The sequence below is a fragment of the Bythopirellula polymerisocia genome, assembly GCF_007860015.1.
Lineage (GTDB): Bacteria > Planctomycetota > Planctomycetia > Pirellulales > Lacipirellulaceae > Bythopirellula > Bythopirellula polymerisocia.
On record NZ_SJPS01000001.1, the window covers coordinates 324,724 to 345,606 of the forward strand.

The following is a 20,883-nucleotide window of genomic DNA, read 5'->3' on the forward strand; positions in this document are numbered from 1 at the left end:
TCAGGCCTTGTAAGAATAACACATGGGTCAGATGAATAGACCGTCGGCCGGGGATGACCAGCAGCGATTGGAGCGCGCCATTGCCACGTATCTAGATGATGTGGCGCAGGGCAAGCCTCGAAACCCAGACGATTTGCTTGCCGCTCATCCGGAGTCGGCGGACGCCCTACGCCAGTTCCTGGAAGACCATGAGCGACTCATGCGGCTCGCTCGATCCTGGCGTTCGGACGCTCCGGTCAATGACAATGAACTTAACGCTGCCAGTCGATTCAACTCTGAGAAAGTCAAATCGAGCTTCCACCAGTATCCAAGACGAGAGTGCGATCCTGCCGGACAGACGGCTATCTTCGAGACGCATTGTTCAGGACTAGGCCAGTTTGGCGACTACGAGCTCCTGCACGAAATCGCCCGAGGCGGCATGGGCGTGGTCTACAAGGCTCGTCAAGTGAGCCTCAATCGCATCGTCGCGATCAAGATGATACTGCAGAACCGCTTGCAGGAAAGTGAGGACATTGAGCGATTCCGTCTCGAATCGCAGGCCATCGCCAAGCTTACTCACCCGCACATCGTCGTGATTCATGATGTCGGACAAAATGGTGAACAACATTATTTCTCGATGGAATTTGTCGCAGGTCAGAGCTTAGCTGAGTTAATCCGTCGAGGCTCTTTGACCAAGCAAAAAGCCGCGGAGTATGTCGAGCAAGTAGCCAGGGCGGTTCATTTCGCCCACGAACACGGAGTCATTCATCGCGACATCAAGCCGTCGAACGTCCTCATTGACGAAAATGACCGGGCCCGGGTAACAGATTTCGGCCTGGCGAAGCATATTGATCGCGGGGAGCAACTGACCGTGACTGGACAACTTTTGGGCACTCCTGCCTACATGGCACCCGAGCAGATCACCAGTCGCCGCGGCGTAATTGGACCTTCATGCGATGTGTATGGTCTCGGCGTACTCCTCTATGAGTCCTTAACTGGACAACCTCCGTATAGAGGTCGTGACCACATCGATACGCTCCTGCAGATTCTGGAGTGCGACCCTCCAGAGCCCCGACAACTCAACCCGCAAATCCCGCGAGACTTGGAACTGATTTGTCTTAAGAGTTTGGAAAAGGACCCTAAGCATCGCTATGCATCGGCTGCCGAAGTGGCCGACGACTTATCGCATTATCTGGTAGGCGATTCGATAAGTCTTACTAGTCCCAACCTGATGGACACTTTTGTGCGCACTCTTGAGCGCAGTCACTATGATCGCGAGTTCCACACTTGGTCGCGCATGCTGCTGCACTTGGCTTGGATCTCGCTGGCCACGCACCTGATGGTGTTCCTGAATCGGGAGCTCGAACTTCCGCATCCGTTAATTGGTTTGATGGGGACTCGGCTATTCGAAATCGTCGGCATGGGAGCGGTCATGTGGGGGTTTCACAAGCAGTGGTACCCGCCGCGCGGAGCTCCGGGGAGACAATTGCTTTCGCTGTGGCTGGGGTACATGGCAGGCTCGCTCGCACTAGTGAGCATTGCCTACATTCTCACTCCAGCCGATACTGCGTTTAACGATTTTCTGGCATATCCACCAATGGCAGTATTGGCAAGTCTATTGCTATTGATGCTAGGCAGTAGCTATTGGGGTTATTGCTACATTCTCGGGGCTGTATTTCTAGCATTGGCATTCTTGATGACGTTGTGGCTGGGGATCGCTCCTTTGTTGTACGGGGTGGCCTGGGCAGCCAGTCTTTTGACACTTAGTAGGCGCCTGGGCCGGTTGGCCGAGAGTCAGTGAGAGTTTTTTTCTAATTATTGCAGATCGGCGCGCAGGGTTCGGGGGGTTTCGGGCTCTATAGTCTTAGGCAGACCCTCAGGGAGATGAGTTCGAAGTAGGCCCAAACGTGTGGCGACGGGTGGACTGCGCGGTGGTTTGCGATCCAACTATGGGAGAACCTAGATGTCCATTTTCCTTAAATGTTCTTGCGGAGAAGCCCTTCAAGTGCCAGACGAATTCGCTGGACGCCGTGGAGAGTGTCCCGTCTGCGGCAAGGCGGTGGAAATCCCGAGTGCTCCCTCTGAGGAGGCCGTTTCGGCCGGATCTGCGGGCAGCCCCGCTCCTGGGGCGATGCCATTTACGATTGAACACTTTCTCGACCCACCGGCTGAACATCAAACCACTACGGCGGCGGCTACCCCCCGCAAAAACCTAATTTGGCAGCGCATGTTTGAGGCCCTGCTCGACCCGCGGAGTATTCAATGGATGCTCATGATCGGGGGTGGCTTGTGTGTGCTGGGTTCGATAGTCTGGCTCGTGAGTAAAGGAGTTTTCGAAAATCCACGCGTGTTGGCGGTGGCCTTGGGTGCAGGGACATTAGCTATCCTGGGTGCCGGCTGGTTTGTCGCGCTGCGTACTCGCTTCCACATTGCAGGCCAGGCGCTCACCTTCCTGGGATGTGTCGTGGCACCGCTGAACCTGTGGTTCTATCACGCCCAAGATCTGGTGACAGTTGATCACCATTTGTGGGTAGGGGGCGTTGTCTGTTGCTTGCTCTATGCGGCAACGGTGTTTGTACTTCGCGATCCACTGTTCATCTATGCGTGTGAGGTCGGCGTAACTCTCACAATACTACTGCTGTTAGCCGACATGGGTAAGATCACAGATACAACCTGGCTCAGTCTATTCTTTATGGCATTGGGGCTGATTTCGATCCATAGCGAACGGGTGTTCCCTCCAGCAGAAGAAAACGAATTCCCGCGCCGGCGATTCGGTTTGCCTCTGTTCTGGTCGGGGCACATTCAGATTGCCGCCTCGCTGCTGATCCTCTTGGGGTCGCAGTTGTTGACTTGGTTGGCGGAACCAGCCCGCGGACTGTTGGGCATTGAATGGACGGGAAACCTGTTGACCAGCAACTATTTGTTGGCGGCCGGCGTGTGGCTGGCGGGCGTATACGCCTATCTCTATTCAGACATCGTTGTGCGTAAAGTCGGCATCTACTTGGCACTGGCTGGCGTGTGCCTCGTGATGGCGGAGGCGACACTGCTCTTAGGATTTGACGTACAGGCTGAGTGGATCATTGCGGCCCTGGCGGTGACGTCCGTTCTGGTCAATGTTGCTCATCATCAATGGCCAGACACCTACAAAAATGTGGACCGCTTCGTTTCGCCATTAGGCTGGATCTTGGGTATTGTTCCGGTTTTGTGGGGAGTCGTGCTCCACATTCGTGCCACAAGTGCCGCGGCCACGTCGTTCGACTGGACGTATGAGACTGGTGGCCAGTTCGTGGCAGTGATGTTAATCACGGCTGTGGCGAATCGTGTCAACGCGTATTTGTGTCGACACACCGATCCCAAATCGTCGGCCGTTTACCTCTTTGTCAGTGCTGCTTCTTTGCTGGTCGCAGCTGCCGGGCTGTTGCGTGTGCTCGGGCTAACCTTGTGGAGCGAACAAGCACCGTGGATGATGCTCATCCCCATCGGTTATCTGATCGCCTCTTGGCTGTGGCGTAGACACAGTGCAGAACGGCCTTTGTATTGGGTCGCTCAAACGGCAACGATCGTGATTCTGCTGAACGTATTTGGCGCCACGGTGGAGAATATGCAATCCTTCGCACCGATGGAAGGGCTGCGCTCGAGCCTGCTATTGGGACTGGTTTTTACGGAGGCAGCCCTCTTCTATTTGTTGGCGGGGATCCTGCGCCAACGGAGCATCAATGTCTATCTTGCCGCTGCGGCGGCGTGCGGAGCACTGTGGCAGTTTATGGGATACTACGGTATCGATGATCGATACTACACGATGCTGTACGCTGGACTTGGCCTGGCATGCCTGATCGTTAGCCGTACGCTTGGGCTCCGACAGATCACCGTTTATCGAGCGAACAACGAACAGACCTTGGTCACCCGCGGTCGAGGTCTGGCAGCGTTCCAATCCGGCAATGGCATTTTCTGCGTTGCCTGCTTGGCAGCGATCATGCAGGGCCTCGCCGGGGTGGCCACAAAGACAGGCGGCTGGCTGGACGTCGGATCGCTAGGCGTGACGGCAGGATCGGCCGCTCTCGCGGCTGCTGTCGTGCCGGCCTTTCGCTGGCGCCGGGTTTACACCACTGCAGCGGTTGCTTTGGGCGCTGTGACGTTCTTACGATTGAATCTGCTTATCGATTTGAGCGGTTGGCAAAAGCTCGAGATCTTCTGCGTCGTCGCCGGCCTGGGCATGCTTGTGGCCAGCCACTTGGGAATGTTCCGTGAGGCAGATGGTAAACGTAGCCAAGAAGTGGACTTTGGCTTGGGCCTCGGGAGTATCTTGGCGACATGGCCGCTGGTGTTTGCTTTTCTGTACCACCGCTGGGCAAATGGAGAGCCATCGCTTTACGATGAAATGGCAATCTTGACCGTGACAATCTTGATGCTCGTGACTGGCCTGAGCTGGCAAGTCAAGGCCACGACGATGTGGGGCGGTGCGGGGCTGGTCCTGTACCTGATCGTGTTGATCGCCTCGCTGGCTTATCGTCCACAAGTGGCGATCGGTGTCTATATGGCCACGGGCGGGGCGCTGGTGTTCGCACTGGGAATCGCACTGAGTATCTACCGCGATAAGCTACTAGAGCTACCTGAGCGAATGGCCAGACGGGAAGGTGTGTTTCGAATTCTGAATTGGCGCTAGGAGAGTCGATCCACGATAAATTCTTTATGAACGAGGTACTAGTATCAATGAATCCAGCAGCTCAGACGAGTGCGGCGACGCCTGTAGGAAAGCGGGTATCCAGCATTCCGCTATGGGCTAAGCTGGCCTATACGGCATTCGTAACGGTACTTGTGCCGTACTACTTGAAAACGTACGGGCCGACCAACTTTTTGTATTTCTGCGACGTGGCGCTGCTGATGACGGTGGCGGCAATGTGGCTAGAGAGTCCTCTGTTGGCGTCGATGCCGACGGTGGGCATTCTGCTACCCCAGATGTTTTGGTGTCTCGATTTTCTCGTCACGATCATTGGACATCCAATCACTGGCATGACAGCGTACATGTTTGACGAAAACTTGTCGCTGTTTGCCCGCGGTCTGTCGTTTTTCCACTTTTGGCTGCCGCTGCTCTTGGTGTGGCTGGTCTGGCGGTTGGGGTACGACCGCCGGGCACTGGTTCGCTGGACGCTGTTGACTTGGGTGTTGCAGGTGGTGTGCTTTTTCGGGATGCCGGCACCACCTGCTCCCGCTGATGATCCTAATCTGCCAGTCAACATCAACTATGTTTATGGATTTAATGAATCAGTCCCCCAGGCATGGATGCCTCCAGGCACATTCTTGACCCTGATGATGATCGGGCTACCGATGTTGGTGTTTCTGCCGACACACCTAATCCTTCGCCGCGTGTTCGGCGGGAAGCAAGAGGTAGTTAGTTCGGAATAAATTAAATGAAAGGAAACTAAGCCATGTTCACACGAAATCTCAGATTCACGATGGTGGTGGCGGTCGCACTGTTAACATCTCTAGCAAACCTATACGAAGGAGTGGGGCAACAGCCTGTTCAAAGTGCCGATCCGGCCGTTCTTTCCCGCGATGACTTCACCGGCTCTCTCTCACTTCAGTGGGACGTTCGCCGGGAAGATCCCAGTCACGTCTCGCTCACCAAGCACCCCGGATTTCTCACAATCACCACACAGTTTGGGGATCTGATCGAAAGACGCAGCACGGCCAAGAATCTGTACCTTACGCGAGCTCCAAAATCCTTTTCAAATATTCAGCTTACCACGTGCATTGATCTCTTTCGGCCTCAAGCGAATTGGAATCAGGCGGGACTCCTTTGCCTCACTGACGAGGACAATTATGTAAAATTTACTGTGGAAAATAATCCCCAAGGGGGACGACACTTCGTGATGATTGGAGAGTCTAACGGACGCCCTGAAATCAAGAGCGCAGCCGATCCGATGCCAACGGCCCAGAAACTGTGGTTGAGAATTACGACTAAGAATGGCGCCTATCAATTCTCTGTCAGTGCCGACGGAAATCTGTTTCAGATATGTGGCAGTCAACCCTGGGGTCGAAGAAATGGATTGGAATCTCCTCAATGGGTCGGCTTGATGGCAATCAACGGTCCCGACCAAGCTGCCCCGAACATTGATGCTTCCTTTGATTACTTCGAAGTACGACGCTTGGAAACAAGGCAACACTACCCCGGACGACTCGCCTGGACCCTTGACGAGGCGATTGACCATCTGAGGCTCTATCCCCGGGACGTCTATATGCAATACGTTGCCCTGCAACTGGCGCGAAACGAAGGACGCTTGCAGGAAGTGACTGCAATAATCCAAAGTGTCAACCCAGGGCAGAGTCGCTTTGCAGCGCGCCAAAGACAAGTCGATCTGTTTAGCATTTTCTCGGGGCAGCTTGCCGTACAAGAGAGCTTGCAGCTCGACGCTATGGCGGCGGAGGAACCTATTGAGGAGCAGGCAAGCAACGCTCGTGCAGTCGTCGAAGGACGCGCGGGGCCCCCGCCGATTGGACAACAGGAAGTTCGGAAGTCTGACCAGTCGAGTACGGTCGCAGTGTCGGAGCTGGAAGGACCAACGATCAAGAGCCATCCCTGGCAGGAGATGCTCGCAGACCAGTCCCCGGTAGTCAGTGGATTGGCGCTCAATGTGCCGAGTGATTTCTACTTCGTAAGCTTCCGCTCAATGAATAAACTTTTGGACGCAGCTGACCTATCTACTCTGTGGGGATCTCACGTCTTTAACCAGGCTAATCGGGAGGCACAGACACACTTGGTGGGCGAGCGGCTGCTAAGACAACTCGCCATAGAGGCAGAACCCGAACTGCGGCCGTTTTATGACACGGTGGTGGATGAAGTCGCGTTAGTCGGTAGCGACCTGTTTCTACGCGAGGGGAGCGACGTGACACTGCTGTTCCATGTGGAGCAACCAGCCGTGTTTAGGATGAAGCTAGATCAATCCCTCACCAAATCAGAAAACACCAATCATGGCACACGCCGCACGGAGGGTGAGTATCTGGGAATTGAGTATGTGCATGTGTCGACGTCCGATCGGCAGGTTTATGTGTATTCGGCCTATCCCACGCCGGAACTCCATGTACGCAGCAACTCGCTGGCGGGCCTGAAGCGTGTGCTAGAGACTATTGTCGGCCACGGCAAGAATAGTGAGCCGGTCGAGCGGCTTGGTGAGACGAACGAATTCCGCTATGTCCGCACACTCATGCCGCAAGGCGCTGCCGAGGAGGATGGGCTCATCTATCTGTCTGATCCGTTTATGCGGCAGATGATGAGTCCTAAGCTTAGACTGACAGAACGACGACGGTTGGTGTGCTACAACGACCTGCGGATGATCGGGCACGCTGCCTTGATGTACCGCACGCAGACCGGCCAAGTTGCCAAGTCGCTAGACGATTTGGTCGCAGCGAATTGTGTGCCGGGGCAGTTCGGTCAGGACAAGCTGGCGTGCCCCGACCACGGCAAGTATTCACTCGGCAGCGATGGTCATACAGCCGTCTGCTCGGTGCATGGCTACGCCAGTTACCTTACACCATGCAGCGAACTCGAACTAGCAGACGTTAGCCGGGCAGAAGCGCAGGCCTACCGGCAGTTTGTCGAAGAGTACAGCCGCTTCTGGCGTCTGTTTTTTGATCCGATTGCCATTCGGCTGCAGATTACGCCGGAGCGTTACCGGGCCGAGACCATTGTCCTGCCCTTAATTGACAACACAATTTACTCCGGCCTCGTCCGATCCTTGGGCGGGGAGCCCGAAGCGCTCGATGCGCTGCCTGTGCCCAAGCGGAATATCTTTAGCTTTGCCGTGCGGCTGAACAAAGAGGAAATATTGAAGCAAATGGGAATGGAGGAATTACTGGAGGAGGACTCCAATGAGACTGTTTCCGGGCAGCAAGTGGCCGACACAGGTAGGGTAATTAATTCACTGCAACAATTGTCATTTGGCGTCCATTATTACCATGACAAACACCAGCGGTTTCCGCAGGCTGCCTTGTTCGACAGCAATGGCCAATCGCTACTGAGCTGGCGAGTGCAAATCTTGCCATTTATTGGACAGCAGCAGTTATACGAGCAGTTTCGTCTCAGCGAGCCGTGGGATAGCGAACACAACCGCAAGTTGATCGCGCAGATGCCGGACGTCTTTCGCCCCGCTGACCACCAGTTGGCTGCAACGGGAAAAACGAAGTTCGTCGCCCCACGCGCTGATGACACCGTTTTTCCCGCGAATAATCAGCAGGTGAAGTTCGCGAACATCCATGACGGCTTGTCGCAAACAATCATGATTCTCGAAACGGATGATGAACATGCCGTAGTGTGGACCAAGCCAGACGACTTAAATTTCGACGAGAGCCAGCCGCAACGAGAGTTGGAAATACGTCCATCAGGAGTATTTCTGGCGGCGTTCTGCGACGGCAGAGTTTGTCAAATCGCCCGCGAAATTGACCAACCGGCCCTGGCGGCGCTGCTGACTCGCGCAGGCCAGGAAACTCACACTTGGCAGCAGTTCGATAGGACGCCTCCACCGCGGAGGGGAGCGTTCGGACATCTCCCTGTAGAACTTGTCCAGAAACTCCGTCTCGGTGAATTCCTTACCAAGGGGGTGGGCAATCAGATCGGTTTCCACGTCTACGATTCCGAACCGATGTTCGATTTGAGCCTTTCCCGCTTCATGGGCATGTCGCTAAGTTCGTTCCGCGGGGGGATGATTGACGATGACTTTCTGTTTATTTTTCCACTGGTGGGAGCACTCAACGGCCCGGTGTATCTTTCCATTCCAGTGCAGGACCACGAGATCGTCGACGGCTTCCTCAATCGCTTGGACGATTACTTGGCCCAATTGGCCCGTCGCTTGCCCCGAGGCTGGTTCTTCAGCGTCGATCAAGATTACTATCGATTGTCCAACACTAATGGTCAATCTACTCGGGCTTACAGCATTGAGTTCGGCCCTCTCAAGTGGCGTTTCTTCTGGGACCGCATCGGCGACGCCGTTTGCATCGCCAGCAAGCAAGCGGTGCTCGAAGACCTGTCAGCGTTGGAGTCCAACGGCAATGCGATCACCGCTCCGGTTGAGGATGTCTCGCAGGCCTTGGTGCGACTACGCCCCCAAAACTGGAATCGCGTGCTCGACACATATCGCTTGGGTTGGGAGGAAAACCAGCGAGAAGCGTGCCTCAACAACCTGGGTCCGCTCAGCAGCTTAGGCCGGGGAATAGCTTCCAGCACCGAAGCCGGCGGCCAGATTACTGAAGGTGAGTTAAATCAGTATGCCGGCCGAGTCTACGACGTTCACCACTTCTGTCCGGATGAAGGGAATTATGAAATCTCGGCCGATGGCCGCACCGTTGCCTGCTCGGCGCATGGCACGGCACTCAAGCCGCGACAGACGGAGGGACCGGCTGAAGCTAGCGAGCTTGGACAGCAGATGAGGCGGTTTCGCGACTTGAGCATCACGTTCTCTTTCCTGGAAGATGGCCTGCGAGCAATCGTAACCTTGGAGCGACAACCGGGACAGCCTCTCCATCCCAATAATTTGAATGCTCCAGATGCAAAGAACACGGGAAACTAAGGCTCATGCTCAGCAAAGAAGTCATCGGCAAGGAGGATTGATCTTTGGACCAGTCCTCTTTTCAGCAGCATGACCGGGAGTTGCCAACACCAATGGCACTTCGCGCTTTATCAAACTGCAGGAGGTTGGACCATCCGATGTGACTTAAGCTCTCCTCAAACTGATGCAGGTGGTGGCGACCTCTGTCGTTGCGCCACCAAATCGACAACAACTAATCCCTGGCTGGCGAAGCCCACTTCGACTACACCCTTCGGGCAAAAATTTGGTGTGTCCTTTGCACGCAACCCGTATGCCGTAACCCGCAAAAGAGTGAGACGCCAAAGCTAGTTACTGAGCTTGCCAGGACGCGGCGGCGTGCCAAACCGCCGCTAGAAATGGGGCTTGGCATGCCTCGCCCTTCCGGGGAAATTCCTGCGATTCTGCCGATGACTCGGCTCGGAAGAGAATAGGGTTCCAGGCCGAGGGACGTGGCAACTCGAACTCGCCACTTCTCCCCGCCGTAGGGGCACCTCGGGCGACCGCTTGGCGGAGCGCGGCCAGTTCCGCTTCGCTTTCCACTCCGTTGACATAATACGTCCAACCACGAAATTTCTCCAACGGCCCTTTTGAAAGCAAGCCCCCTCTGAAAGCCAACCCGGCGGACTGTTGGCCGGCTTTAAGCTCGACCACCGCCAGTCCTGGCTGCGACGGACCAAGCCGGTGCGCAGCGGATTCCGTTCGACGTATCACAGCACGGTCCAATAGTGCTCGTCGTCTTGGAGGGGAAATGCCTCAAAGCGGCACTGCCATGGGAGAGGTGTCCCCCGCACTAGGCTCTGGCAGTTCTTGGCATGGAGATTTGCTAGCAAGTAAGTTCGGCGAAATTAAATTAGAATGACTCTTTGACTAAATTCAAACCCAAATATCCGACGTACAATCTCCCCCGGGAAAACGAATTTCATGTGCACGTGCAGGCCCCCAAGGCTCTTTTCCGAAATCGACTAGGAACTCATCGTTTAACTTCATACCTTCTCTTTCGATATTACAGTCTATTTGCATCATCCAGGAACCTTCCTCTGCCATCGACGGATAAAACTGATTATCCCAGACGCTATAAAGTGAACTAGTTACATAAAGCCTTTTTCCATCCAGACTTAGCTGCAGCATCTGAGGGCCACCGGTCAACTCATCTCTTTTATGATCCGGCTTATGGCCTGTAACTCCCCCCAGCCACAACTGCCCCGTCAAACGAGGGCTAGCTGGGTCACTGACGTCATACTGACGAATATCACCATGCAACCAATTCGAGAAATAGAGGTATCGGTCGTCGAGTGACAACACCACGTCGGTAATCAGACCTGGTACCGGAAAGGGCCACCCGTCTGTCTCGATAGGATTAACCTGAATCACATTGTCTGCATTCCATTGAGTTCCTTCCTGGTACCAGTGGAAGATCGCACTGCTCAACGCTGCTCCGACAAATCCATGGGTGCTGTCAGGATTGTGGTGGAAGCGGACCTCCAGTGGAATCATGCCTCCTTCTCCTAGATCCACTGACTGTGAAATCTCTCTTCTTGACCAATCCCAGAACTGTAAGTGTTGCCCGTATTTGCCGGCTTGGACGTCTTCAAGATGAAATCCTTTTCGGACCGTGTTGGGGGCCGCCCATTCGCTACTGACCATGACGTTATGCCGAGGTTGATACCAAAAGTCGTAGTTGAAATTCATTCCTTTTGAATTATCTTCCCATGTCCCGATCAAGTTGAATTCTTCATCGATCTCCAAAAAACCTCCAGGTGCATTCCCCTGAGCGTCTCCTAGCATGGAGATCATTATGATTCCGTCGGCACGGCAATGAACTGTGTGTGGTGTTGATAAATTGCTTTTTTTAGCGATCTCCTCGGCAGTAATAGTTTTATGTAATTTAAGTTGCTTAGGGTTCGCAGCATCGATGATATAGATGTTGCTAGAGCCTAGGCCAGGGACGACAAGGTATCGCCGATGCCTTTCGCCATGGCAACTGCTGCATGCGTTCCAGCCGTAGTGATGTAGTTCGTCACCTACATTTGGCAGCGAGAACCGGCCCACTACTGTGCCGTAGGTGACAGATTTTGGATTGACATCTACGGTGGCCATATAGTCTGGATGCTTTGATTGAGTTCCCACTAGAATGGCAGGAACAAATGCATATTCTTCTGCCGGAGCAGCCATAGCTGCTTTCAAGTCGGCATAAGTTGCATGGCACTGCCCCTGGGTTTCTGAGTTGGCCAACAGAGAGTTAACCGAAGTGCCATTGAGTAAACCATAGGCTGCCGCTGTACTGAGAAATTCACGACGTCTCATTATTTAAACTCTCGCTATGAACCGTTGTTCACAAAAAAGCATGAACAAGTATTATCTCGTTACCCTTAAAAACAACTCACTTTTTGAATGTAGAGGGTACGAGACGAAGTAATCACAAGAAAGCAAACGTCAAAGTCATATATCGCGAGCTCCGGATAATATGCTCAGAAAGCCGAGTCTAAGCGTGAAATATAAGGCAAACTAAACGCGAAAAATATACTGTACATGGGTATACTTCTGGCTATAATAGTGGCAGGGCAAATCTTCTTGACCTTCACGGAGAACTCCACCATGCATGCTAACCCGTCGGACCTTCCAGCACCGGCTAACTCAGATTACCACTCCATCGGAGAGATTCTCCCAGCAGTGCTGGCGCGCTATGGAATTGACGAGGAGCCCAAAGACTCCTTCGCCTGCTTGGGCTGTCTGCAGGGTGCAGACTACTCGGTGCTTGTTACTCAATAGGGCTTTCAGATGTCAGAGCAATCTCCAGACAATGAAATGGCGTGCGAAAAAGAGCCTCCCGCTCGGGAGCACACACAAGATGAGTTGCAGGCTCGCTACCTGGAGCAGCAACGCCGAATGCAATGCCACGGCTGTGGGGAGTCGATTGAGATTTACTGAGAGTGGTGTTCTAGGCTTCGCCTTCTAGACCTGGGCGGCTTAGGTATTTTCTGCTGCGTCTAATCGCAATGCATGCGACGAGGAAAACACAAAGTAATCCTGAATTCGGTTCAGGTACGAACTCGACGCGGAAATTGTCGAAGACCGCCCGTTGAAAATCAGGTACTGCCGATAGCCCCGCAAAGGGATCCATATATCCTAGGAAAGGGGTTCCATCTGTATTGGTGGCAGTTTCACTGAAGAACCGAACACCACTAAAAAAAACGTCGACGACATTGTTTTCTACGACAATGTCAACTGGCACCCAGCGATTCCACGGAACATTGTTCGGCGAGACACTGCCAAAAGCTTGTGAAAAAAATGGAGCTTCATCTGGCGGCTGCTGCCTTAGTTCTTGAACAGCCACATCCTCATTATAAAAGGTGGCATCTTCACTAAGGAATCCTCCATCAACTGCTAACCAACCCCAGACCCCATCATTGGCCGTCGGTGCACCTCGTCCATTGGCATTCGTATCACCCGTTCCGATTCCCCACAGCATTGCTTGTGTTGAACCTGAATAAGGTAGAGAAGCGATTCGCAAACTCATGTAGACATCGAACGAGACGCGATAATTATTGGTTAAATCAAGAGTAGGACCATTAGGTGCGATAAGTGCCGTCGCATTAACTGAAGAAACGGTGCCTGGTGATGATCGATTCACTTCGATAACGAGCCCCGTAGTGGCCGAACCCCCAGGGACCGAGCGGGGTGCCTCAGGAATGAAAAAACTAGATGCGTAATCCGCCACGAATACATTGTTCGAACCCCCGAATTCAGTGAGCGCCACCTTCGCATTCGTCAACGAGTCAAACGATTCGGACCACTCAGTACAGTTGCCACAATCAGGTTGCGTGGCGGCAATTAATAGAAAGACAAGAGACAAGACTCGATAGCAATTCATTATCGTACTCCCTCAGTTTCAAGGAATTAAGAAAAGAGCATGAAGCATCTCAAACCTGCTGAACGCTTGTTGAATGACATTTACAACGATGATGATATTTACCGAACGATTGCAATGCCCAGTCACGAATTGGTCTCGCATTCCGCAGTCTATCGACCTGTCAGGGAGAAAGCAAACTACAGAGTCCAGGATTCCGAAGCGGACTATTCACAAAAATTGAATCTGCATAGAACCCAGGCAAATGAACAAATAGCAGGCCAAACTCGACTCTGGCAGGGCAGTTGTCGATGATTCCTTGCCAAAACTCGGCGGTGGTGGGACAGGGGGGGCGAGTAGAGGGGCGTACAAGAACTCAGTTAGCAGGACGGAGAATTGGCCCTATCAATCGACCACCTTCACGCATGGAGAGGCGTCGCCTTGCCGAATTAAGATGTCGGAACATTATGCCACATCGAATGTGACTCCGATCGGTACCTCTGCTGGACCGTACTAGAATCGGTACTGATTTAACTGTTGCCCAATCCTTATTGGCGAGAGATAAAGACATGCTGCGAGCTTGGAAGGTCCTGCTTCAGCCTTTTCACCTCTTAGTCGCCTACATCTAGCTCTCCAGCTGCAGATACGGCGGGGTGACGCACGCCATCAAGCCTTTCACCAATGTTGACCTGCGGCAACATGGCGGTTGATTTTCTGCCACAGTCACTAGCACTCGACTAGGCCGACTTCTCACAAACGACGAGAAATACGGCACTTCTACCCTTTCCGCCTCTCGCGGAACGCGCCTTGCGAATTCCCCACTTGAAGGATTGGGCATCTGCTCTCTCCTTCGATTCTCTTCTGGAATTCTCGGAGACACTTCATCGTGCTGCGAATGTTGTTTACCATCTGTGCCGTGGCGGCTCTTAGCTACGCAGCGAGCCATCTCGAAAACGCACAGGCCGACCGCGCGACTTTGCCGCAATGGGTTCGCACTGTGGACGGGTGGGAGCCGGCCACGGTCCTCAGTACCGATCTAAGCCCGACGAAGCTCCCATCGTTGCATCCCTTTCTGGTCGCGGGGTTTGAATTGGGGGCCTCTCTGTTCGTGCTGCTGGCCTTTCCTGGCAGCGCCACTCGGCGAGCCATAGCCCCGTAGTAAGATTATCTGCCGAAAATCTGATTTCTTTGCACGAAGTCCTCGCGATCTCACCACTATTAACTGTGGATGCGGAATGTCCGCGATTGCGATGATTTGTCCCGAAGCAGAAAACATAGCCCCCCTGAGGTTTCCATGCGACTTACTCTCCGCACCATGCTGGCATACATGGATGACATCTTGGAGCCGGCCGATCACGAAGATTTGGGGAAGAAGATCGAAGCCAGCGATTTTGCTGCTGAGCTGATCCACCGCTCCCGTGATACTGTACGTCGATTGCGATTAGGGGCTCCCGACGTGCTTGCCGACGAATCCGATGACGTATTGGACGGTGACCCGGCTGCCGACGCTAATGCTGTGTCGGAGTATTTGGACAACACGCTTCCTCCAGATCGCGTGGCAGAGTTCGAGCGTTGCTGCCTGGATACGGGCACCACGGCAGATATGCACTTGGCAGAGGTGACCTCTTGTCACCATGTGTTGACGATGGTGCTAGGAGAACCTGCTGAGATCGATCCAACCTTGCGTCGACGCATGTATGAATTGCCTGAGAAACTTGATGGCGGTCAAAAGCTGCGTATCGATCCTTCCCACACCCCGGTGGCCCAAGCGGAGCCAATCACAGTAGCTGCCCCGGTAGCTCCTGAGCAGGTTGAATTTGTGGAAACTGACACTGTCACTCCTTCTGTTGTAACCACGCATGTTACTCACCTCGAAGAACCAGCCAGCGAAGTCTTGCCGGATTACTTGCGCGTGGCAGCTGACGGCAAACGGCGCCGCCACCTCATGGCAACTGCAGGCGTGTTGGCTATTCTGGGTGGGCTGACGGCCTATGTAGTTTTGGAATCCGTGAAAGAAACCAAAGTACCTGATAGCGTTGCGGAGAATGTTGATCCCGATCAGATGGTTTTAGATATTTCGGTAGGAGAAGTGGCCTCACCTACTACGCCTGCTAACGAAGTGCCACCTCATGTTTCGATACCTGAGTCTGGGAATAACGGCGGGGAACTCATTGCCGAGGAAGATCGGTATGGTGGTTACGAATCTCCTGAAGGGTCTAGTGACGCTCCCCCGTTTGCTGGCGAGCCATCAGAGCCTCCAGCAAAATCCATCTCCTCGCTCGATTCAACGACTGATTCTGGGCAGCCCGGAGATCCAACGGATACTAAGTTATCCGGTGATCCCAGTGTGTTGATACCCGACGACCTTGAGGAAGGTACTTTAGATATCGGGTCTGCACCTGGTCTACCTGGCGCGGAATCGGATCTCCCGACCGTTCCAGGCAAAAATAACGGCGAATTGGCTCTGGGGGATCCTTCCTCGCAAGACCCGCTTGGTCTCGGATCACTGTCAGGAGACGCTGAACCTGGTACTTCTGAGGAAGAAGCGGCGCCGCCCGAGCCAGTCGGCCCAATACAGTTGGGCACTTACCTTGGCAATAACGATATTCTGCTAAGTTATGCACCCGCCACGCGTGAATGGATTCGTCTCCCTCCACGCACTGCCCTCACGGGGAATACAAAACTGCTGTCCTTGCCGAAGTATCGCACCCATGTTGTCTTGGGAAACATCAATGCATATCTATCCGGCGGAACCCAAATTACTTTGCCTGAGCAAGAGCTGTCGGGTGATGATCCAGTCTTGGCACTGGAAATGAGCTATGGCAGGCTGCTACTCAATGCCGGTCTCAAAGGGGCGGATTTGTCACTGCAGGTCGGCAACGATTTGCGCGAATTCCATATGGATAGCTCCGCTAGTTTGGCAGTGGACGTGCATCGCGTATTTATCCCCGGCAGCAGTTACGAAGTTGACAATGCCCCCGTCGAAGCCAACTGGTATTTGACAAGTGGCAACGTGAACTGGTCCGACTCAACGGGCTCAACATCAACCATTCGCGCTCCCGCGACCTGGAAGACAGTCAATGACCTTGATGAAGCCCCCGTGCCTATTCTTGACCTACCTCGTTGGATCGACCGTGAACCGATGACCTCGTTGGAACGCCGTGCACGTGATCGGTTTGCTGAAGAATTGGTGGTTGGACGTCCTGTCGAACTGCGATTGCAGGAGCTCAATGAAGAGCAGAGCGCCCCACGCGAAGTGAAGATGCTCTCCGCCGAAGCGAGTCTTTACGTCGGAGAGTTTGCCCCGTTCGTTAATTCTCTCAATGACAGCGACCAACGCGTTGCCTGGCGATCGCACATCGAAGCCATGCGTCAGGCCTTGGCGCGTAGCCCCCAAGTCGCTGAACAGCTCCACGAGACATTCATCCGCCTGCGTGGAAGTGAGGACGGTGAGGACCTGATGCGTATGGTCCGTGGATTCAGTCCTACTGAAGTGGGGACCACAAGAGAGGAAGTTAAGCAAGGTGTCGTAATTGATCTGATCCGCTGGCTCGAACATCCAAGCCTGGATTATCGTGTTCTGGCCATTTACAACCTGGACGAAATCAAGGGAACCAAAGATCTCAAGGATTATCGACCGGATGGCCTCCAGAGAAGTCGCGGGATCGCCGTATCTAAGATTCGCCAATTGGTAGAAGACAATGAGTTTTTACCAGCTCGATAGACCTAGTAGATCCATCTGAGAGATTCGGCTCGGTGATTTACGCTATCCAATTGAGGGATTTAGTCGGGACGCAGGAATCGACCCCAAAAGCATGTTTGGACCTGGACGTCAAGGTTGGGCATGAGGCGAATTCTCGTTGCTCGCCATCATTTCTTAGGCAACAAATAGCCGCTAATTGGCCGAAAGAGCCGGTTTGTCGCCCAGGCCATTTCTCGCTAGAATGGAAATCTAGGCGGAAGATGCATTGTGTGCGATTGGCACGTCTCGCGGTCTTCCGCCGACGTTTCTTTGGCCTATGGGCAGAATCTAAGCAAGGAGTTGCATCTGTGCAGGTAAGTATTTCAGCAAGACATGGCCACTTGGGCGAGGCCAGTCAAGAGAAACTCAAGGCCAGGGCGGAGAAACTTGCTCGTATTTTCGAGCGAATCATGGCGATCGAAGTGACGGTCGACTTGAAAAACGAGCAGGTTCCTGAAGTTGGTATCCATGTTTCGGCGGAACACAAACACGATTTTGTGGCGCATGCAACGTCGGAGACCCTGCAGGGTGCACTAGATGGGGCCGTCCAAAAAATCGAACAGCAGTTGAGGAAATACAAAGAGCGCGTCCAAGAGCGCCATCGCAACTCGAACGCACGTCATATGGATGTGGGAGCCAATCTTGCTGAAGAAGGCGTTGCTGACGAACTGGTTGAAGAATAGCGTCTTGGATGGTGTACGCGGCTTCAGAGAATATTTTTCAATAGAGGATAGATTTAATTATGAAGTTCGTTGATTTTGTGAGCCGTGAGGCGATTCGAACGGATATCGAAGTGGACAATAAAGAGCAGGTCATCCGGGCAATGGCAAATGCGTTGCTCGAAGCCGGCAAAATTGCTGAAGACCAACACGAGAGCATCGTAGAAGCGATTCTCAAGCGTGAAGAACTGGGCAGCACGGGAATTGGTCGAGGGGTAGCGGTACCTCATACCAAACATCCAAGTGTGAAGGAACTCGTGGGGACCGTGGCGGTCAGCGACTCCGGAGTCGACTTCGATAGTCTTGATGGCGAGAAGGTCCATCTGCTATTCATGCTCGTCTCCCCTCCCGACCGACCGGGGGACCATTTGAGAGCCTTGGAAAACATCTCCCGCCAACTTCGTGACGAAACCTTTTGTCGGTTTCTCAAGCAAAGTAAAGAACCCGGCGACGTGTGGCAACTTCTAGAAGAAGCTGACAACAATCAATTTGTATGATTTCTCGATGAATGCAATCGTGACCGTTGGTCACAATTGTCCGAAATCAGACAGTGAGAGTGATGAACGAACAAATCGTGCAGCGATTGGTGGTAATCAAGAACGAGCAGGGTCTGCATGCGCGGCCTGCCCAAATGATGGCCCGGCTGGCCCTCCAATTCGAGTCGATGATCGATCTAGTTCGTGATAGCCAACGTGTGGATGCCAAAAGCATATTGCACGTGTTGACCCTGGGGGCAGACCAGGGGACGGAATTAATCATTGAGGCCAAAGGGCCTGATGCTGAAGAAGCATTGGACGCACTCGTTCGCTTGGTGGAGAGCGAGTTTGCGACCGACGAAACAATTAGCCAGGAAAGTTCGGGGTAGTTTTCCCGTTGGTGGGGAGCATCCAATTGATGTCGCCTCATCCAGTCGGCACCCAGATGGACTTGACTTGGTAAAACAATGGAGCTTAGTCCCGCGACTGACTCCGGAGCGAACAAGATGGTTACTGCGTTAATTCGCTTGGATCTCATTGCATAGCGAGTGGTTGGCAATGAATCTCATGTCAAGTAAATGTAGTGCCAGTCGTGACAGATTCGGCAATCTGCTAACTTTCTGTAGATAGTTAGTTCCTGTCGAGGAGTGGGTCCCTAGGGACACTCCCCATAATGTCTGGCGACAATCCTGTTGTGCTCTCAAGCTAGTCGGGACTGGCGTGTATAGAGAGGGCGCAATGGAACGCCTGCAAGGTATCGCCGTATCACCAGGAATCGCAATCGGCGAAGCACTGGTTCTGGATAACGAGGGGTTTCGGATTCCTCGGCGGTTCCTCCCGCGCGATGCTGTCGAAGAAGAGCTAATTCGTCTTGATAAAGCATTCCATGCTGCCGAAGCCGAAGTCGATCGCAATCGAAAATCTGTAGCGGAGCAGCTGGGAGACGATTACGCTGCGATCTTCTCGGCTCACCTTCAGATGCTGCGGGATCGCCGTCTGCATGATGAAATCGAAGAGATGATTCGCGTCCGGCACTACTCTCCCGAGTATGCAGTCAGTCGGGCCCTACGCCGCTATGCCAAAGTTTTCCAGTCGCTTCAAGGCAAATATATGGCCGAGCGGGCGAATGATATCTTCGATATTGAAAAGCGGATTTTGCGGAATCTACTTGGCCGAAGTCGCGAAGAGCTAGCGAATATCACCTCACCAGTGCTAGTCTTGGCCCACAACATCACCCCCAGCGAAACAGCCAGCCTTAACCCTCGATTTGTCCTCGGATTGGTGACCGAAGTGGGGGGGCCCGGCAGCCATACGGCGATTGTCGCCGAAGGCTTAGGAATCCCGGCCGTAGTAGGTGTGGGTCCCTTTCTGACAGATGTTTCCGGGGGTGACACGATCATTATCGATGGCGATCAAGGACAGATCGTCCTTCGTCCCGATGAAGAAACAGTCGCCCGATACCGCCACGAGGTCGAAGAGCAACGATCACTTGCCGCCAAGCTCGAATCACTCCGCGACCTGCCAGCTATTACGACAGATGGACAGCACGTCCAGTTGATGGGCAATATTGAATTTCCCCATGAAGTCGAACTCTGTAAACAACGCGGTGCCAATGGTATCGGGCTTTATCGTACCGAATTTCTCTATTTAGGCCGCGATGACGACCCTTCCGAGGAAACCCATTATGAGGCGTATTCGGCAGTCGTCCATGACATGGGCAACCTACCCATAGTCATGCGGACCCTAGATCTGGGGGCCGATAAGATGCGCTCGCTTCCCGATCCAGAAGATGAGCGCAATCCCTTCCTGGGACTCCGTAGTATTCGTCTTGCCCTTCGAAACCGTGATTTGTTCCGAACCCAATTACGGGCGATTCTGCGGGCAAGCACCTGGGGCGAGGTTCGGATCATGTTTCCTTTGATTAGCACCATCATGGAATTGCGCCAAGCGAGAATGGTACTCGCAGACGCGATGGAGGATCTCGAGGAAGCCAAGATTCCTTTTGATCGCTCGATCAAGGTCGGCATGATGGTGGAAGTTCCATCAGCCATCATGATGATGGATCGTTTTGTGGATGAGGTTGATTTTTTCAGCATCGGAACCAACGATCTCATTCAGTATTGCCTGGCCGTTGATCGTAGTAATAAAGATGTAGCGAGCCTGTACACAGCCGCCGATCCTGCAGTCATTCGTATGATCGAAATTGCTGTGCGTGTTGCCAATCAACATGGTGTCCCCATCAGCATGTGTGGCCAAATGTGTGGCAACCCTCTCTATACGATGTTGCTTTTGGGTTTAGGGTTGCGGAGTTTCAGCGTCACACCCGCAGCAATCCCTGAAATCAAACGCGCTTGTCGCAGTGTCTCCACCGAGCAATGTGTACGGGTTGCCGAACACGTACTCAAATTGGAAAGTGCCCGCGACGTTAAGAATTACCTCAAAGAAGAGTTAGCTAAAGTATTTCCCGAGTTACCGCTCTAACAAGAACTAGAGCAAGAGTTTGAATCAATTTCGTTATGGATAAGTGCATTTTACAAGCAAG

General features: G+C 53.4%; 14 protein-coding genes. 11 read left to right on the forward strand and 3 right to left on the reverse strand.

Annotation, left to right across the window (positions count from 1 at the left end; all coding sequences use genetic code 11):
- The first annotated feature begins 22 nt into the window (after positions 1–22).
- The 4 genes from Pla144_RS01285 (at position 23) to Pla144_RS01300 (ending at position 9,539) form a co-directional block, all read left to right on the forward strand.
- Positions 23–1,780, forward strand: coding sequence for a serine/threonine-protein kinase (locus tag Pla144_RS01285; protein WP_146447516.1), 1,758 nt, complete (start codon positions 23–25; stop codon positions 1,778–1,780).
- Positions 1,781–1,942: 162 nt separating this feature from the next.
- Positions 1,943–4,642, forward strand: a complete 2,700-nt coding sequence (locus tag Pla144_RS01290) for a hypothetical protein (protein WP_146447517.1) — start codon at positions 1,943–1,945, stop codon at positions 4,640–4,642.
- Between the two features lie 26 nt (positions 4,643–4,668).
- On the forward strand, positions 4,669–5,382 hold the full coding sequence (locus Pla144_RS01295; protein ID WP_231936113.1) for a hypothetical protein: 714 nt from the start codon (positions 4,669–4,671) through the stop codon (positions 5,380–5,382).
- 23 nt (positions 5,383–5,405) lie between these two features.
- Positions 5,406–9,539, forward strand: coding sequence for a DUF1559 family PulG-like putative transporter (locus tag Pla144_RS01300; protein WP_146447518.1), 4,134 nt, complete (start codon positions 5,406–5,408; stop codon positions 9,537–9,539).
- A gap of 327 nt (positions 9,540–9,866) precedes the next feature.
- On the opposite strand, the gene Pla144_RS01305 is transcribed toward Pla144_RS01300, so the two are convergent.
- Positions 9,867–10,268, reverse strand: a complete 402-nt coding sequence (locus Pla144_RS01305) for a hypothetical protein (RefSeq protein WP_146447519.1) — start codon at positions 10,266–10,268, stop codon at positions 9,867–9,869.
- Between the two features lie 162 nt (positions 10,269–10,430).
- Positions 10,431–11,861, reverse strand: a complete 1,431-nt coding sequence (locus Pla144_RS01310) for a selenium-binding family protein (protein ID WP_146447520.1) — start codon at positions 11,859–11,861, stop codon at positions 10,431–10,433.
- A 291-nt stretch (positions 11,862–12,152) separates the two neighbouring features.
- On the opposite strand from Pla144_RS01310, the gene Pla144_RS24375 reads away from it, so the two are divergent.
- Positions 12,153–12,326: a hypothetical protein gene (locus tag Pla144_RS24375; protein WP_197530310.1), complete on the forward strand. Its 174-nt coding sequence runs from the start codon at positions 12,153–12,155 to the stop codon at positions 12,324–12,326.
- Positions 12,327–12,495: 169 nt separating this feature from the next.
- Here the strand turns inward: Pla144_RS24375 and Pla144_RS01315 are convergent, their stop codons facing one another.
- Positions 12,496–13,428 (reverse strand): hypothetical protein, encoded by a 933-nt coding sequence (locus Pla144_RS01315; RefSeq protein ID WP_146447521.1) that lies wholly within the window; start codon positions 13,426–13,428, stop codon positions 12,496–12,498.
- Positions 13,429–14,290: 862 nt separating this feature from the next.
- Between Pla144_RS01315 and Pla144_RS01320 the strand changes: the two genes are divergently transcribed.
- The 6 genes from Pla144_RS01320 to ptsP all read left to right on the forward strand — a co-directional run bounded on the left by Pla144_RS01320 (position 14,291) and on the right by ptsP (position 20,822).
- Positions 14,291–14,563 carry a hypothetical protein gene (locus Pla144_RS01320; RefSeq protein WP_146447522.1) on the forward strand — a complete coding sequence of 91 codons (273 nt, stop codon included), beginning with the start codon at positions 14,291–14,293 and terminating at the stop codon, positions 14,561–14,563.
- Positions 14,564–14,698: 135 nt separating this feature from the next.
- A complete protein-coding gene (locus tag Pla144_RS01325; protein ID WP_146447523.1) occupies positions 14,699–17,128 on the forward strand; it encodes a hypothetical protein in 2,430 nt (809 codons plus the stop codon).
- Positions 17,129–17,376: 248 nt separating this feature from the next.
- Positions 17,377–17,829: a ribosome hibernation-promoting factor, HPF/YfiA family gene (hpf, locus tag Pla144_RS01330; RefSeq protein ID WP_231936114.1), complete on the forward strand. Its 453-nt coding sequence runs from the start codon at positions 17,377–17,379 to the stop codon at positions 17,827–17,829.
- Between the two features lie 59 nt (positions 17,830–17,888).
- Entirely contained in the window at positions 17,889–18,362 is a 474-nt protein-coding gene (locus Pla144_RS01335) for a PTS sugar transporter subunit IIA (protein ID WP_146447524.1), read from the forward strand.
- Positions 18,363–18,424: 62 nt separating this feature from the next.
- A complete protein-coding gene (locus tag Pla144_RS01340; RefSeq protein WP_146447525.1) occupies positions 18,425–18,730 on the forward strand; it encodes an HPr family phosphocarrier protein in 306 nt (101 codons plus the stop codon).
- Between the two features lie 349 nt (positions 18,731–19,079).
- Complete coding sequence (gene ptsP, locus Pla144_RS01345; RefSeq protein WP_146447526.1) at positions 19,080–20,822, forward strand: phosphoenolpyruvate--protein phosphotransferase; 1,743 nt, start codon at positions 19,080–19,082, stop codon at positions 20,820–20,822.
- The last annotated feature ends 61 nt before the right edge of the window (positions 20,823–20,883 follow it).